This is a genomic window from Streptomyces tirandamycinicus (assembly GCF_003097515.1).
GTDB classification, from domain to species: Bacteria; Actinomycetota; Actinomycetes; order Streptomycetales; family Streptomycetaceae; genus Streptomyces; species Streptomyces tirandamycinicus.
Genome location: NZ_CP029188.1, coordinates 6,882,928 through 6,898,763, shown reverse-complemented (window position 1 = coordinate 6,898,763; position 15,836 = coordinate 6,882,928). Strand labels below are relative to the sequence as shown.

Genomic DNA, 15,836 nt, shown 5'->3' with positions numbered 1-15,836 from the left:
CGCACCCGCCGCGCCGGACCAGCCCCGTCTGAACGCACTGCGGACGAGCCCCGCCCGCCCGGGCGGCGGCCCCGGGGGCCGGTCCGGCTACCCCCGTGACGGCGCGGTGGGAACGGCCTCCGGGGCCGCGGCGGGCAGCGGCGCGACCTTCCGCAGGGGGTCCGAGGTCATGTAGTCCGCCCAGATCCGCGCCGGGAAGAGGCTGCCGCGCACCGTTCCCTCACCGCCCGTGCCGGCCATGGGGAGCAGCGGTTTGCCGGGCTGGGAACGGAACATCGTCACGGCCGTGGACAGGTTCCCGGTGTACCCGGCGAACCACGCGGCGCGCTGGGTGTCGCTTCGGCCCGTGGCGGCCCCGGCGAAACGGCCGAGGGCCGTCGCGGCGGGCGCCGCCGCGGTGCCGAAGGCGGTGTCCTCCAGCACGGAGGTGACGCCCAGGGCCACCTCCGGGTTCATGACGCGCCGTGACGCCGGTGGCGTGAACCCGGCGACGGGGTCGTCCCCGCGGAGCACCCTGGTGACGGAGTAGGGCTCGTGCCGCACGCCGTCGCTCGCGAAGGTCGCGTACGAGCCCGCCACCCGGATCGCACTGGGCGAGGAGGTGCCCAGCGGAAACTCCCCGGTGCGGGGCGCCATGCTGCTGCGGAGCATGCCGGCGCCCACGGCCATGTCCTCGACCCTGGACAGCCCGGTGGCCGAACCCAGGCGCTCGAAGGGGGCGTTGAAGCCGTCGGCCATCGCCCTGCGCAGGGTGAGGGAGCCGCGGGTGCCGGCGAGCGGGGACACGAAGACGCCGTCCTGCCGAACCGGCGGGAGGCCGGTGGTCAGCCGGCCGGACTCGTCGAAGGTGCTCTCGGTGGACACCGCCCGCACGGAGCCGTCGTCGGCCACGACGCCGTGCTGGAGGGCGGCGGCGAGGACGAACGGCTTGAAGACCGAGCCCGCGGGCACCCCGGAGGTGTCGGCGTTGTTGGTGAAGTGCGTGGTGGCGTCGGGCCCGCCGTAGACGGCGACGATCGCGCCGTCGTCGGGCCGCACGGAGGCGGCGCCCACCTGGACGTGGCGGTCCGCCGCCCGGGTCTTCGGGTCGATGTGCCGCGTGAGGACCTCACGGACCGAGCGGTCGAGTTGCTGGACGGCCGCACGGTCGAACGTGGTGTGGATCCGGTAGCCGCCCCGGTCGAGGTCGGCGTCGGTGAGGTCCGTCCGCTTCTTGACGTAACGCTTGGCGATGTCCACGAGATACCCGGTCTGGCCGCTCAGGTTGGTGGACTTGGACTGGGCGCGGGGTGCCGGGAAGACCGTGTACCGGGCCCGCTCCTCCGCGCTCATCAGGCCCAGTTCGACCTGGCGGTCCAGGATCCACGACCATCGCTCCTGCGCGCGCCGGCGATGGCCCGCACCGAGCGCCGGGTCGTAGTCGTTGCCTCCCTTCAGCAGCGCCGCCATGAAGGCTCCCTGACTGGGGTTCAGCTTCTCGGCGGCGATGCCGTAGTAGGCGTCGGCGGCGGCCTGGATCCCATAGGCGCCGCGGCCGAACCAGCTGGTGTTCAGGTACCCCTGGAGGATGTCGTCCTTGGTCGTGCGGCTGTCGAGCTTGAGCGCGATGCAGAACTCCTGCACCTTGCGGGACAGTGTCTGCTCCTGCGAGAGGTAGGTGTTCTTCACGTACTGCTGGGTGATGGTGGAGCCGCCCTGGGTCTCCCGGCCCCTGGCCATGTTCGCGGCGGCCCGCGCGAGACCGGAGACGGATACGCCGGAGTCCTCGTAGAATCCGGCGTTCTCGGCCGCGATGGCGGCGTTGCGCACGGAGACCGGGATGCGCGACAGCGGCACGTTCTGCCGGTTCACCGCGCCCACACTCACCATCTGGGTGCCGTCGGCCCAGTAGTACACGTTGGCCTCCTGGCGAGCCGCCGCGTTCTCGCTCGGAATGTCGACATAGGCGTAAACGGCGGCGAAGAGCGCCAGGAGTGCGGCGACGGCGGTCGAGAGGGCGCCCAGCAGCAGCTTCCAGGAGGGAAGCCAGCGGCGCAGACCCTGTCTCCCCCGGCGCGGGTAGTCGATCAGGCGGCCGCGCGGCGGCGCGCTCCACCGGAGGCGCGAGCGGGGCGGCTGGGTCTCTACGCTCATGGGCGGCTGCTCCTCGGTCGGGCCCCGCGCGCACGCACCCGCGGCACGCGGATCTCACCGATCAATACGGCCTCCGCCGCCCCAGCGTTGCCCGGCGGCGCTGTGAAGGACAGCACGCCATGGGGCGGGAACCCCGGCGCCGGTTTCGGCCTCGCCCCGTTACCGGCGGGTCGGGTCCGGGAGGGCACCACCCCCGGCGCACTCGCGTCCGCGCCCTTGGCGGCCGCGAGGACAGCCGAGGCCACAGAGGCCACAGAGGCGGAGGCGGCGGAGGCACGGGAGTGCGAGCGGCAGCGGCGAAGGTCACGGGGGCAGCGGAGGCCACGGGGGCAGCCGAGGTCACCGGGGGCCGGTGGGGGCGGGGTGTCCCGGGCGTCCCCGGGACCACGCACGACCGGAACCCTGACAAGACGGGATGAACCAGGCGTACGCTGGTCAGAACGTCGCAGTGCAGTGCTAGCGGACGACGGAGACGGCGCATGACCGACCCACGCGGCTTCCTCAGCATCCCCCGGCGGCCCGTCCCGCCGCGCCCGGTCGAGGAGCGCCTGGGCGACTGGCAGGAGGTCTACGCGGGGCAGGCGCTGCTCCCGCTCGTGTCCGAGCAGGCCAGACGCTGCATGGACTGCGGCATCCCGTTCTGCCACAGCGGCTGCCCACTGGGCAATCTCATCCCGGAGTGGAACGCGTACGCCTCGCGCGGCGACTGGCGCGCCGCGGCGGAACGGCTGCACGCGACCAACAACTTCCCCGAGTTCACCGGAAGGCTCTGCCCGGCGCCCTGCGAGGACGCGTGCGTCCTGGCGATCAACGCGGACCCGGTGACGATCAAGAACGTCGAGCAGACCATCGCCGACGAGGCGTGGGAGCGGGGGTACGCACCGCCGCAGCCGCCGCAGCGCCTGAGCGGCAAGACCGTCGCCGTCATCGGGTCCGGTCCCGCGGGACTGGCGGCGGCGCAGCAGCTGACCCGTACGGGCCACACCGTGGTCGTCTACGAGCGCGAGGACCGGCCGGGCGGGCTACTCCGCTACGGCATACCCGAGTTCAAGATGGAGAAGCGCCATCTCGACCGCCGCATCGAGCAGATGCGGGAGGAGGGCACCAAGTTCCGGACGGGTGTGGACGTCGGCGGCGAGCTGGACGCGGCCGAGCTCAGGCGGCGCCATGACGCGTTGATCGTCGCCGTGGGCGCGACCGAGCAGCGCGAGCTGCCGGTGCCGGGCCGCGAGCTGGACGGGATCCACCAGGCCATGGACTACCTGACGTACGCGAACCGGGTGCAGGAGGGCGACTACGCCGCTCCCCCGGTGAGCGCCGAGGGCAGGCACGCCGTGATCGTGGGAGGCGGGGACACCGCCTCCGACTGCCTCGGCACCGTCCTGCGTCAGGGCGCGCTCTCCGCGGTGCAGTTGGACATCAATCCGGAGCCCGCGGAGACCCGGCCGGATGCCCAGCCGTGGCCCGTGACACATCCGAAGGTGTACCGGATCTCCCATGCCCATGCGGAAGCACGGGGACGCGAGGGAATGGATCCCAGGCTGTTCTCGTCGGCGACCCTGCAGTTCGAAGGCGATGCCTCCGGGCGCGTACGGGCACTGTGCCTCACGGAGGTGGAACCGGCTGCGAGGAGCCCGCTGCCGGGAACGGAGCGGGTGCTGCCGGCGGACCTGGTACTGATCGCCCTGGGCTTCTCGGGCCCCGAGCAGGGCTCCGGCCTGATGGAGCAGCTGGGGCTGACCGTGGACGAGCGGGGGAACTTCGCCCGCGACGGCGCCTTCGCCGCCCTCCCGGCCCGGCCGCCCCGGAGGTCCCGGAAGTCCCGGCCGTCCGGCCGGGACGCGTCCGCAAAACGGGGCTCCCCGACGGGTGGGGAGTACGACCGGGCGGGAGGACTGGGGCGCGCGACCGGGCAGACGCCGGCGGACGGCGTGTTCATCGCCGGCGACGCGGGGCGCGGGCAGTCCCTGGTGGTCTGGGCCATCGCGGAGGGACGGGCGGCCGCCGCGGCGGCGGACCGCTACCTCACCGGTGCCACCGTGCTGCCGGCGCCCATCGCACCCCGGGACCGGCCCCTGGTCGCCTGAGGAGCGGCCGATCCGGAGTTCCGGACCGGCACGGAGTCCGACGCGGAGACGGCGGGGGGTCCACGGACCGACACGGAGACGGCGGGCATCCACGGACCGACGCGGAGACGACGAGGGCCCACGATCGACGCGGAGCCGGCGGGGGCCCGTGGACCGCTCGGCGAAGGAGGCGCGAGTCGGGCGGCACCCGCTCGCGCGACCGGCGGCCGCGATCGCCCGGCGGACCCGCACGAGGGCATCGGGTGAGCGGGGCGCGGACGACGAACCCCCGCCACGCCTTGCAGAACCCATAAGCCTGACTTATGAGGTCATAAATTAGGGCCCCCTTACCTGACCAGGTCATCCGGGTGAGAGAGTGTCCACGAAACCACCGTTGCCGTTCGAAGGGAATCGTCATGCCTCGCCCCCTGCGGGTAGCTGTCGTAGGAGCCGGACCCGCGGGGATCTACGCCGCCGACGCCCTGCTGAAGTCCGAGGCCGCCATCGACCCGGGCGTGTCCATCGACCTCTTCGAGCGGCTGCCCGCCCCCTTCGGGCTGATCCGGTACGGCGTGGCGCCGGACCACCCGAGGATCAAGGGCATCATCACCGCCCTGCACCAGGTCCTCGACAAGCCGCAGATCCGGGTGTTCGGCAACGTCGACTACCCCGGCGACATCGGTCTCGACGACCTGCGCGCCTTCTACGACGCCGTCGTCTTCTCCACGGGAGCCAACGCCGACCGGGCGCTCGGGATACCCGGCATCGACCTCGACGGCTCGTACGGCGCGGCCGACTTCGTGTCCTGGTACGACGGCAACCCGGACGTGGCCCGCACCTGGCCGCTGGAGGCGGAGAAGGTGGCGGTGCTCGGCGTCGGCAACGTCGCGCTCGATGTGGCGCGCATCCTCGCCAAGACCGCCGACGAGCTGCTGCCCACGGAGATCCCGGCGAACGTATACGACGGGCTGGCCGCGAACAGGGCGCGCGAGGTGCACGTGTTCGGGCGCCGCGGTCCCGCGCAGGCGAAGTTCAGCCCCATGGAGCTGCGCGAACTGGACCACTCGCCCAGCATCGAGGTCATCGTCAACCCCGAGGACATCGACTACGACGAAGGGTCCATCGCCACGCGCCGCGCCAACAAGCAGGCGGACATGGTCGCCAAGACGCTGGAGAACTGGGCGATCCGCGACGTCGGCGACCGGCCGCACAAGCTGTTCCTCCACTTCTTCGAGTCCCCGGTCGAGGTCGTGGGCGAGGACGGCAGGGTGACGGGGCTGCGCACCGAGCGGACGGCCCTCGACGGCAGCGGGAACGTCACCGGTACGGGCGAGTTCCGCGACTGGGACGTGCAGGCGGTGTACCGGGCGGTCGGCTATCTCTCCGAGGAGATCGCCAAGCTGCCCTTCGACCTCGGCAGCGGCACGGTGCCGCACGAGGCGGGCCGCGTCGTCGAGGCCGGGCGGCATCTGCAGTCGACCTACGTCACCGGCTGGATCAAGCGCGGCCCCGTCGGCCTCATCGGCCACACCAAGGGCGACGCCAACGAGACGGTCGCGAGCCTCCTCGACGACCACGCCAACGACCGCCTGCACACGCCGTCGGCGCCGGACCCCGAGGCGGTCGTCGCCTTCCTCGAGGACCGGAACGTGCGCTACACCACGTGGGACGGCTGGTACCGGCTCGACGCGGCCGAGCGCGCGCTGGGCGAGCCCGAGGGCCGCGAGCGGGTGAAGATCGTGGACCGCGAAGGCATGCTCCGCGCGAGCGGCGCCTGACGGACGGATTCCGCGCCTCAGGCCGGGCTTGTCGCGCACGGTCCGTAAGAGCGGCGCCTGACTGACGGCCCGGGCAGGCGGACCGGCGGCCCGGCGGCTTCCCGGCCACCGGTCCGCCTGCCGCTGCCGCCTGCCGTCGACCGAGCGCCCGGGCTCGGGTTCAGGCTCGGGCTCGGACGACCGGCCCACGGACCGGCCACGTGCTTCCTCTCGGCGCGGGACGGCAGGCGCTTCGACAGTCGCTTCGACAGCCCCTCGATGGGTGGCCGGCCGGGCGGCAGCGGCGGGGCCGAAGCCGGGGACCGGGCGCGGGGCGCTGCCGCCGGGACTCGCCCCGCACGGGCGGAGGCGGAATGCAGGCACCGGGATCCTGTGCCCGGGGCCCACGGGCGACCTACCGATGCACCCCGACGGGGGACGGGCTACACAGCCCCGCCGGGAAAGGGCCCGAAATCGGCAATTGCACCGCAACCATATGGTTTTCCGAAGTGTCTTCCCTGGTGACACCGCCGTCCCGTGCTCAGGAAAGTCAGGGGGACGCCCATGTACCGCCGTCCACGCCTTGCGGCTGTCGCCGCCGGTGTTCTGCTCACCGCCGGGGTCGGGTCCACCGTCCCGGCCTCCGCCGCCCCGCCGCGCACCACGGCCACGGAGGCGGCTCCCGCCACGACTCTGGTGACCAACGCGCGCTGGGGCGGGCACGGTTCCTTCGACCGCTTCGTCATCGACCTCCGGGGCGCCCAGCCGCACGCATCGGTGCGACCGGTGAAGGCCCTGCGGTACGACGGCACGGGACACAAGGTCCCGCTCGCCGGGAAGCACTTCCTGGAGGTCAGACTCTCCCCCGCCGCCGCGCACGACGACGCGGGCCGCTCCGTCTACCGCGGGCCGAAACTGCTCAAGATCCACCTGCCCACGCTCAAGGGGCTCGCCATGACAGGGGACTTCGAGGGCTACGTCACGTTCGGGGCGGCCTTCGACTCCAAGCCGGTCTACAAGACCACGCGCCTCCACGCGCCCGAGCGAATCGTGATCGACGTGAGGCGTGCCCCCGCAGGGTGCGGCGCCTGACCGGACGGACGGAGCCGGTGGCCGCGGACGCGTCCCGCACCGCGGCCATCAGGCCCCGGCCCTCCGCTGCCGGCTCTCGGCCGCACCGTGCGGCCGGATTCCATGACGTTTCCGGTCCCGGCCCCGGTCCCGGTGACGCGGCGCCGCTTGCACCGCGCACGGGACTGAGACAGCGGCCCGGTTCGATGTCGGCCGCGACGCCACGAGGCATCGAACAGGACATCCTGGAGTCACGCCTCACGAGGCATCAGGAGTAACAGGGAATGATGTTATGGCTGGTCGGACACACCGTGAGCCATTGACATATGCCAGGTGCACCACCGTATCGAGTGTTGCCAAATCCCTTACACACCCCCGTTACCTGTGCAACAGTCGTAACCGGTCTTTTACCGAGACCTGGCCATGCCGCGCCTGCATCGGAGTACGACATGCCGTCCCATCTGTTCGCGGACCGTCCCGCCCCGCAGCCTCCCCGGCGCGACTCGGTGGACGAGCTGATCTCGCAGACCCGGCGACTGCGCGGAGACGTGGACGCGGTGCGGCGGGACGCCGTGGTGGACGACGACGACCCCCAGGGACGCTGGGAGCGGGCCCTGTGCGACCTGGCAGTCCACCAACTCGACGATCTCCGTACGCACTTGGGTCAGCTCAAGGAGGGACTCCCCGCCCTGCCGGAGCCTGGCGGCCCGGCCGAAGAAGCGGATGAGCAGGCCCGGTACGAGAACCCGCCGCTGCATCCGGACTCGCTGCTCAGCCGGGTGGGCAGCGCCGAGTGGAACCTGCTGACGGACGAGGTCAGTTGGTCCGAGGAACTGCACCAGATCTTCGGACGTCCCACCGCCGCCGACCCGATGACGCTGGACGAGTTGCCCTCCGTGGTGTTCGCCGAGGACCAGGGGTTACTCACGGAGATGGTGACGGACTGCCTGGTCGACGGAAAGCCGATCGACGGGGAGTTCCGCATCGTCCGCAGCGACGGACGGGTCCGCACACTCCATATGATGGGCGAACCGGTCCTCGACGCCGACGGCTGCACCGCCGCGATGTGGGCGGTCCTCCGCGACGTCAGCGAACTGCGCAGATCCCAGCGCGCGGTGCGCGAATCCCAGGACACCCTCACCCGGCGGCAGCACATCGACCGCACCGAGCGCCGTGTGGCGACGGAGATGCACGAAGCGGTCCTTCCGCCGTGGCGCGGAGGGCGCAGCCTCCCCGGAAACGGCCCGGCGGCACTGGACCTGGCGGGCCACCACTTCCCGTCGCCCAGCGGGGCACTCATGGCCAGCCAGTGGTTCGACGCCCTGGAACTGCCCGGCGGACGAGCGCTGCTGAGCGTGGGCGACCTGACCGGTCACGGGGCCGCCACGACCTCCACCATGGCGATGCTGATGGGTGCACTTCGGGCTCTCGCCGTGGCCGGCATCCCTCCCGGCCCGCTGATGGGCCATCTCAACGTGCTGCTCGACTCCTCGGCACAGCCCACGCTCGGCAGCACCGTGTGCTGCCACTACGACCCCGCCACCCGGGTGCTCTCCTGGGCACAGGCGGGACACCCTGCCCCACTGCTGTTCCGCGGCGGGACGGGACACCCCCTGCCCCAGCCGGACGGCGTCCTGCTCGGCGCGACGGCCGGAGGGGCCTACGAGCAGGACGAGATCGGCCTGCTGCCCGGCGATGTGCTGGTTCTGCACACGGACGGACTGACGCGAGGAACGGGAGCCGCCCACGACGGCACCGGACACGACCGCCTGCTCGCCCTCGCCCCCGGCCTCACCGTCGCCCGGAGCGCACAGGACTGCGTGCGGCTGATCGTCGAGGAGTTCGACAGGGGCGAGCGTCAGCACGACGCCTCCCTGATGGTGGTCAGGGTCGCCCGATAGGTGTGGGACAGGTGCCCTGTGAGCCGGTTCGGCCGCCAGTGTGCGCGTGCTGTGTGCGTCTTCGCCGCTTACGTTCCTCCATCGTTCCTCCCACGGCACGGCCCGTCCCTCACGGCCCACACCGGCGGTCATGCAGGGATCGTGTAAACAATCGGGGGTATGACAGTTTTCGTCAGTTGTCAGTTGTCAGTTGTCAGCTGTCAGTTGCCATCTGTCATCTGCCGTCAGTCAGCGGCCCGTTGCCATCTACCAGCAGTCAGCAGTCAGCAGTCAGCAGAAGCCTGCCGGCTACCGGGCACGGCTCAGATCCTGACACTGCGCGCGCTCCTGGAGGGACTGCTGGGCAGTGCGTCCTGGATCTCCTCGCGCAGATCCTCGATCTTCGCATAGCCGGCGAACTGGCCGGTCAGACGGTACATCTCCCGTAGCCGGTCCCAGGTGCGGTGCGACGAGGTCTCCCCCATGGACACCAGCGCCAACCGGGCGTACCTGTCCGCCTGTTCCGGGTCGTCGGCGATGAAGCACGCCGACGCCATGGAGATGTAGTCGAAGATCTTGGACCGCTGACGGCCGCCCTCCCTGAGCTCCAGCGCCTGCTTGGCATGGCGTTGGGCGATACCGGCGGCGGCCGGATCGTGCTCGGCGAGGGTGCGGTAGGCGAGCGCCTGCATGCCGTGCATGTCCGCCTCGTCGAACATCTGCATCCAGCTCGGCGGCGGCACGTCCCCCTTGTCGGAGACGAACAGCTCCTCCGCCTCGCCGAGGGTCCGGCGCATCGCCTGCGCCCGCCCCATGGAGGCCTGCGCCCAGGCTTCGATCGTGTGCAGCATCGCCCGGGTGCGGGGCAGTGTCGCCTCGCCGGAACCGGACTTGGCGAGCTTCATCAGGTCGAGAGCGTCGTCCGGACGGCCCAGATGCACCATCTGGCGCGCGGCCCGGGAGAGGGCCTCGCCGGCGCGCGGCCGGTCGCCGCCCTCGCGTGCCGCGTGGGCGGCGATGACGAAGTACTTCTGGGCGGTGGGTTCGAGGCCGACGTCGTGGGACATCCAGCCGGCGAGTACGGCGAGGTTGGCGGCGACGCCCCACAGGCGGCGCTGGAGGTGGTCGGGGTGCCGGTAGGCGAGCATGCCGCCCACCTCGTTGAGCTGGCCCACCACGGCCTTGCGCTGGAGCCCGCCGCCGCGGGAGGCGTCCCAGGCGCGGAAGACCTCGACGGAGCGCTCGAGGGCGTCGATCTCCTGCGACCCGATGGGGGCGGCTTCGTAGCGGTCGAACCCGGCGGGGTCGGCGCCCAGGGGGTCGTGGACACGAGGGGCGTGGGTGGCGAGAGCGGGGTCGGTGTGCAGCCAGTCGTGCATGGCGCTGCTGAGTGCGGAGCCTGCGGCGAGCGCGGCGCCCGCGCCCACCAAGCCGCGTCGGTTGAGCATGAGGTCCATTCCCGTGAATTCGGTGAGGACCGCCGCCGTACGTCCGGGTGCCCAGGGCAGTCCGTCGGGGTGGCCGGCACTGCCGGCCTCCCTTCGCTTGCGCGTGCGCCCGTGCCGTACGAACCCGAGGTCCTCGATGGTCACGACACGGCCGAGTCGCTCGGTGAACAGAGCCGCCAGCACCTTCGGCACGGGATCGCGGGGGGACTCCCCCATGTCGATCCAGCGCCGCACCCGCGAGGTGTCGGTCGCCAGCTGCGGATGGCCCATGGCCGCCGCCTGCCGGTTCACGAGCCGCGCGAGCTCGCCCTTGGACCAGCCGGCGAGGCCGAACAGGTCCGCGAGACGGGTGTTGGGTTCTCCGGTCACGTCAAGCCCCCAGGTTCTCGGCTGAGTTGACAGTAACCCCCTGTCAGATGCGTCGCGACTATTCGCCAGGGTTCGCCAGGGTCCGCCACATGGTGTGCCACCCGCGGCCGGGTGTCAGGTAGGAAAGCGCCACCCCGCCCCGGGAGCGAGACCGCATTCCCCAGGGTGCCGAAGGCTTCCGGGGCAGGGCCGCGCACGCGAGTTGTCGGCACACGAAGGGATCTGTATCGCCCATGTACACAGCACAGTCCTCCGTGTCCGCCCCGCCCCGCCCGCGCACCCTTCAGGCAGCCGGCGGGCCGTTGCTCGAACCCTCCACGACCGGCAGGACCCGGCGGTGGCCGGGGGCGGTCGGTCAACCGCTCAGCGGGAGAATCGACTTGTCCGGCCCGCAGGGCGCGCAGCTGCGCATGGCGATCGCCTCGGTGCACCGCATCTGCCCGGAGTTCAACCCGGTGCAGGTGCTGCGCAGGAGCGGTCGCTCGGTGCTGCTCGTCGGCACGACGGGGAGGATGACGGCCGTCGCCAAGTGCTTACTGGACCAGTCGCCGGCGTGGTCGGAGCGGTTCCGGCACGAGATAGCGGCATACCGTGCGTTCGTCCGGCACCGGCCGCCGGTGCGCGTGCCCCGGCTCATCGCCGCGGACCCGGAGAACTGCACGCTGATCGTCGAGCGGATGCCGGGGCGCCCCGCCGCCCTCGCCCGGCACCCCTCAGAGGCTCCGCCGCGCGCCGACATCCGGGCCGCGCTCGGGGCCGTCGCCCGGCTGAACTCATGGCGGCCGCCGGCCGGGACGTTCGACGCGCCGCTCGACTACGCGTCACGGTTCGCCCGGTACCACGAGCTCGGGCTCTTCACGGACCGTGATCTGGGTGATCTGCAGAAGCTGCTGCACGGGCTGGCGCACCACGGCGGGCGCCACGGCGGACTGGGCCAGTTCTGCCACGGCGACGCGCTGCTGTCGAACATCCTCCTCGCGCCGACGGGCCCGGTGCTCGTCGACTGGGAGCACGCGGGCTGGTATCTGCCGGGGTACGACCTGGCGACGCTCTGGGCGGTGCTGGGGGACGCCCCGGTGGCACGGCGCCAGGTCAGCCAGCTGGCCCAGCAGTCGGGCCCGGCGGCGCGCGACGCCTTCCTGGTGAACCTGATGCTGGTGCTGACGCGGGAGATCAGGACCTACGAGACGGCGGTGCAGCGGACGATGCGGGAGGCACCGCCGGCCGGCTCCGTTCCGCCGCCGCACACCGGGCTCTCCTCGGGTGAGGAGCAGCGGCTGCTGCTGCGGCGGCTGCACGATGACTGCGCGCTGGCACGGCGGGCCGTGCGCGCGGCGGTCGGCACCCGCTGACCGCGACGAGGGGGAAGAGCGCTGTGCGCCCAGTGCCGACACACTGGACGCACAGCGCTCTGTCGTGTGCCGGGGTCGCGCCGCCCCGGGGTGTACGGCGGCTCCGGCAGCCGGTCGCGCCCGGCGTCCGTTGCCCCCGGCGTCCGCTGCGCCCGGCGTCCGTTGCGCGCGGCGTCTGTTGCCCCCGGCTTCCGTACCCCGCCGGACCGAGGCGGAGATCGCCCGTCACCCGCCCCGCTGACCGGCCGCGCCGCCCTGCCCGGGGGACGGACCGCGGTGGACGGGGGCGAGTCCGGCGCGGGGAACTGGTGACGGGCCGCGGCCGGTTCGGGCGGCAGGGGTGGCCGGGGCCGGCCGGTCCGCCCGTGTAGGGTCGTGATCGGCTGGACCGATTCGCACAGGGCGGCCCGCGCGGTCGAGCCCGGACCCCGGACGGAGGCACCACCCCCCATGGCCCGACCCATCACCGCAGGAGTGGACGGATCGCCGGAGAGCCGGGCGGCGGTGTACTGGGCGGCCCGCGAGGCGGCGCGCCGAGGGCTTCCGCTCCGCCTGGTGCACGCATGGCTGTGGCAGCCGCTCGATGTGCCGATCGTTCAGGACCGGGAGGCGCAGGCACGGGCGGCCGAGGGTCTGCTGCGTGAGGCGGAGTCGGAGATCGGCAGGCGGTTCCCGGACGTGCCGGTGTCCGCCGAGGTGGTTGCGGACACGGCGGTGGCGGCGCTTCTCGAAGAGGCCGAGCGCGCGACGATGCTGGTGCTGGGCTCCCGCGGGCACGGCGCGGTCGTCGGGTTCCTCGTCGGCTCCTACGGCCAGCAGGTGATCGCCGCCGCGGCCTGCCCCGTCGTCGCCGTACGGGCACCCGGGGAGGATCAGGCCGCGGTCCCCGAGCCCGGCGGGGGCGACGAGGTCGTGGTCGGGCAGCAGGGCTCGCCGGAGGACTGCGACGCCGTCCTCGGTTTCGCTTTCGGGACCGCTGCCGCACACGGGGTGGGAGTGCGCGCGGTGCGTGCGTGGAGCCTGCCGACCCTGTACACCTACAGCCCCTCCTCGATGAGGCTCGCGGACGAGGCCGGGGGCCTGGAGCCGTTCGAGAGGAAGGCGCTGGCGGAGGCGCTGAAGCCCTGGCGGGAGCGCTACCCCGGGGTGCCGGTGACGGAGCACGTCGAGATCGGCAGCGCGGGGCAGGTGCTGCTGTCCGCCACCGCCCGGGCGCGGCTGCTGGTGGTCGGACGGCGCGCGCACCGCTCCCCCGTCGGTTCGCGGATCGGATCCGTCGCCCATGCCGCGTTGCACCACGCGCCCTGCCCCGTGGCGGTCGTGCCGCCGAACTGAGCCCGGTGTCGTCGGTGGGGAGCCGGACGCCCCGGTCGCGGTGGCCGGCGCGACATCGCGGCCCCCGGCGGCAGCGCCGCCTCCCGCACGTGCCGTCGCCCCCGGCTCCCGGCAGTGCGGGGGTCACGACGCCCCCGGGGGCGGGAACCGGCGCCGGCGGGCCGGACACGACGGCCCGTCACCGATGATCATTGGTCCACTCCACTGACGCGCCGCAGGCCGCGGGCTCGCCGTCACCGGCGTGGACGGACGTGGACTTCCGTGTCGCTGAGCCTCATTGACGGATCGTCCGGGAGCCGCTACCCCTGTACGGGTCCCTCGCGCACCATCCGTCGCTGGAGGCTGCATTGCAGGCGCCCGTCCTCGTACGACCGAGACATGCTCGCAGGCGGGGGGCGGTGTTCGCGGCGCTGCTGCTGACCCTGGCGTCCGCCGCCCCGTCCGCCACCGCGGAGCAGGCCGCGCCGTCCGGCGGGCTCCAGCGCGCCTTCGCGGACGCCGCCGCGGAGTACCGGGTGCCGCAGAGTGTGCTGCTCGGTGTCTCCTATCTGCAGTCACGCTGGGACGGGCACGGCGGTGCCCCGAGCGTCACCGGCGGCTACGGGCCGATGCATCTGACGGACGCCGCGACGGCCCTGGCCGAGGCTCCCCACCACTCGCACGGTGCCGAGGACCCCCGCGGCGACACGGCCCGGGCTCCCCGGACGGGCCAGGGCGACCCGCCCGAGGAGCGTGCCGCGCTTCCGGCCCGGTTGCGGACCCTGGAGCGTGCGGCGGACCTCACCGGCATCCCCGCCGAGCGGTTGCGCACCGACCCGGCCGCGAACATCCGGGGCGGCGCGGCGCTGCTCGCCGACGCCCAGCGGCGGTTGGGCCGGGCCGCGGGCGGCGGCGCGGCGGACTGGTACGGGGCGGTCGCCCGGTTCTCGGGCGCCGATGACACGGCGACCGCGGCGGCGTACGCGGACGACGTGTTCGACGTCATCCGCACGGGTCAGAGCCGGACCACGGACGGCGGTCAGCGGGTGTCGCTGCGGGCCGACGCGGGTGTGCGGCCCGACAGGTCGGCCGTGGCCCGGCTGGGTCTGCGCACCGCCGACCGCACGCTCACGGAGTGTCCGGTGACCGTGGCCTGCGAGTGGATCCCCGCCCCGTACGAGCAGTTCGGTGCGGGCGACTACGGCAACCACGACAAGGCGGACAGGCCCGCGTCGCAGTCGGTCGAGTACATCGTCATCCATGACACCGAGGCGACCTGGGACACCACCCTCAGGCTGGTCCAGGACCCGGAGTATGTGTCCTGGCACTACTCGCTGCGGTCCTCGGACGGGCATGTCGCCCAGCATCTGAGGCTGAAGGACGTCGGCTGGCACGCCGGCAACTGGTTCGTCAACGCCAAGTCGATCGGGCTGGAGCACGAGGGCTTCCTCGTCAGTCCCGACGCCTGGTACACGGAGGCGATGTACCGCAGTTCCGCCCGGCTGGTGCGCCATCTCGCCGGGCGGTACGGCGTCCCGCTGGACCGGCAGCACATCATCGGCCACGACAACGTCCCGGGTACGCTGCCGTCGACCATCCCCGGCATGCACACCGACCCGGGTCCGTTCTGGGACTGGGCGCACTACTTCACGCTGCTGGGGCGGCCGTTCGTCGCCACCGCCGGACCCGGCGCGGCCGCGGTGACGATCCGTCCCGACTACGACCGGCACCGGCCGGTGTACACGGGCTGTGTCAAGCCCGGCGACAGCTGCCCGCCGCACGGTTCGGGCGCGGTCCGGCTGCACACCGCCCCGGACGCGTCGGCGCCGCTGGTCAAGGACATCGGGCTGCGCCCGGGCGGCGGCGACTCGACGACGGGCGTCAACGACACCGGCGCGCGGGCCTCCACGGGGCAGCGGTACGCCGTCGCGGAGCGCCGCGGAGACTGGACGGCCGTGTGGTACCTGGGCCAGAAGGCCTGGTTCCACAATCCGCGTACCCGGCCGACCGCGGTGGGCACGCGGGCCGTGCTCGTCACCCCGCGCGAGGGGCTGGCGGAGGTTCCGGTGTACGGACGCGCCTATCCGGAGGCGTCGGCGTACCCGCCGGGTGTTCCGGTGCAGGCCGTGACGCCGCTGCCGTACAGGCTGCCCGCGGGGCAGAGGTATGTGACCGCCGGCAGCACGCCCGGCGAGTACTACCGGGCGACGACGTTCGACACGTCGCAGCACACGGTGGTGCGCGGCGAGGAGCGGTACTACGAGATCCAGTTCGGCCACCGGGTCGCCTTCGTGAAGGCGTCCGACGTGCGGGTGGCGGAGCGGTAGGAGCCGTGACGGCCGGGGTGGCGGCGCGCCCCCGGTTCATCCGGACGGGTGATCACCGGGGCCGCGTGGCCCGCAGCGGCGACGGGTAGGGCTGGCCCGTACGCCGACCGGTCCGCGCG

Annotated in this window: 9 protein-coding genes; 7 read left to right on the top strand and 2 right to left on the bottom strand. The window is 72.9% G+C overall.

All coding sequences use genetic code 11. The features are described from left to right. Positions 1-87 precede the first annotated feature (87 nt). Entirely contained in the window at positions 88-2,133 is a 2,046-nt protein-coding gene (locus DDW44_RS29750; protein ID WP_108908422.1) for a transglycosylase domain-containing protein, read from the bottom strand. A 479-nt stretch (positions 2,134-2,612) separates the two neighbouring features. On the opposite strand from DDW44_RS29750, the gene DDW44_RS29745 reads away from it, so the two are divergent. The 4 genes from DDW44_RS29745 to DDW44_RS29730 all read left to right on the top strand — a co-directional run bounded on the left by DDW44_RS29745 (position 2,613) and on the right by DDW44_RS29730 (position 8,928). Then, positions 2,613-4,220 (top strand): glutamate synthase subunit beta, encoded by a 1,608-nt coding sequence (locus tag DDW44_RS29745; RefSeq protein WP_108908421.1) that lies wholly within the window; start codon positions 2,613-2,615, stop codon positions 4,218-4,220. A 395-nt stretch (positions 4,221-4,615) separates the two neighbouring features. Next, positions 4,616-5,977, top strand: coding sequence for an FAD-dependent oxidoreductase (locus tag DDW44_RS29740; RefSeq protein ID WP_108908420.1), 1,362 nt, complete (start codon positions 4,616-4,618; stop codon positions 5,975-5,977). Positions 5,978-6,520: 543 nt separating this feature from the next. Then, complete coding sequence (locus DDW44_RS29735; protein ID WP_017948355.1) at positions 6,521-7,048, top strand: AMIN-like domain-containing (lipo)protein; 528 nt, start codon at positions 6,521-6,523, stop codon at positions 7,046-7,048. A 428-nt stretch (positions 7,049-7,476) separates the two neighbouring features. Further along, a complete protein-coding gene (locus DDW44_RS29730) occupies positions 7,477-8,928 on the top strand; it encodes a PP2C family protein-serine/threonine phosphatase (RefSeq protein WP_108908419.1) in 1,452 nt (483 codons plus the stop codon). 302 nt (positions 8,929-9,230) lie between these two features. Here DDW44_RS29730 and DDW44_RS29725 read toward each other — a convergent pair whose 3' ends face one another. After that, positions 9,231-10,724 (bottom strand): DNA-binding protein NsdB, encoded by a 1,494-nt coding sequence (locus DDW44_RS29725; protein ID WP_108908418.1) that lies wholly within the window; start codon positions 10,722-10,724, stop codon positions 9,231-9,233. A 233-nt stretch (positions 10,725-10,957) separates the two neighbouring features. Here DDW44_RS29725 and DDW44_RS29720 point away from each other — a divergent pair, with 233 nt between their 5' ends. The 3 genes from DDW44_RS29720 (at position 10,958) to DDW44_RS29710 (ending at position 15,717) form a co-directional block, all read left to right on the top strand. Further along, positions 10,958-12,076 (top strand): aminoglycoside phosphotransferase family protein, encoded by a 1,119-nt coding sequence (locus DDW44_RS29720; protein WP_026165362.1) that lies wholly within the window; start codon positions 10,958-10,960, stop codon positions 12,074-12,076. Positions 12,077-12,526: 450 nt separating this feature from the next. Continuing rightward, a complete protein-coding gene (locus tag DDW44_RS29715; RefSeq protein WP_108908417.1) occupies positions 12,527-13,411 on the top strand; it encodes a universal stress protein in 885 nt (294 codons plus the stop codon). A gap of 398 nt (positions 13,412-13,809) precedes the next feature. Further along, complete coding sequence (locus DDW44_RS29710; protein ID WP_108908416.1) at positions 13,810-15,717, top strand: N-acetylmuramoyl-L-alanine amidase; 1,908 nt, start codon at positions 13,810-13,812, stop codon at positions 15,715-15,717. Positions 15,718-15,836 lie beyond the last annotated feature (119 nt).

What these genes read in the sequence shown, in the direction of transcription:
- DDW44_RS29750 (WP_108908422.1), bottom strand. Translation starts at nt 2,133, where the DNA reads ATGAGCGTAGAGACCCAGCCGCCCCGCTCGCGCCTCCGGTGGAGCGCG.
- DDW44_RS29745 (WP_108908421.1), top strand. Translation starts at nt 2,613, where the DNA reads ATGACCGACCCACGCGGCTTCCTCAGCATCCCCCGGCGGCCCGTCCCG.
- DDW44_RS29740 (WP_108908420.1), top strand. Translation starts at nt 4,616, where the DNA reads ATGCCTCGCCCCCTGCGGGTAGCTGTCGTAGGAGCCGGACCCGCGGGG.
- DDW44_RS29735 (WP_017948355.1), top strand. Translation starts at nt 6,521, where the DNA reads ATGTACCGCCGTCCACGCCTTGCGGCTGTCGCCGCCGGTGTTCTGCTC.
- DDW44_RS29730 (WP_108908419.1), top strand. Translation starts at nt 7,477, where the DNA reads ATGCCGTCCCATCTGTTCGCGGACCGTCCCGCCCCGCAGCCTCCCCGG.
- DDW44_RS29720 (WP_026165362.1), top strand. Translation starts at nt 10,958, where the DNA reads ATGTACACAGCACAGTCCTCCGTGTCCGCCCCGCCCCGCCCGCGCACC.
- DDW44_RS29715 (WP_108908417.1), top strand. Translation starts at nt 12,527, where the DNA reads ATGGCCCGACCCATCACCGCAGGAGTGGACGGATCGCCGGAGAGCCGG.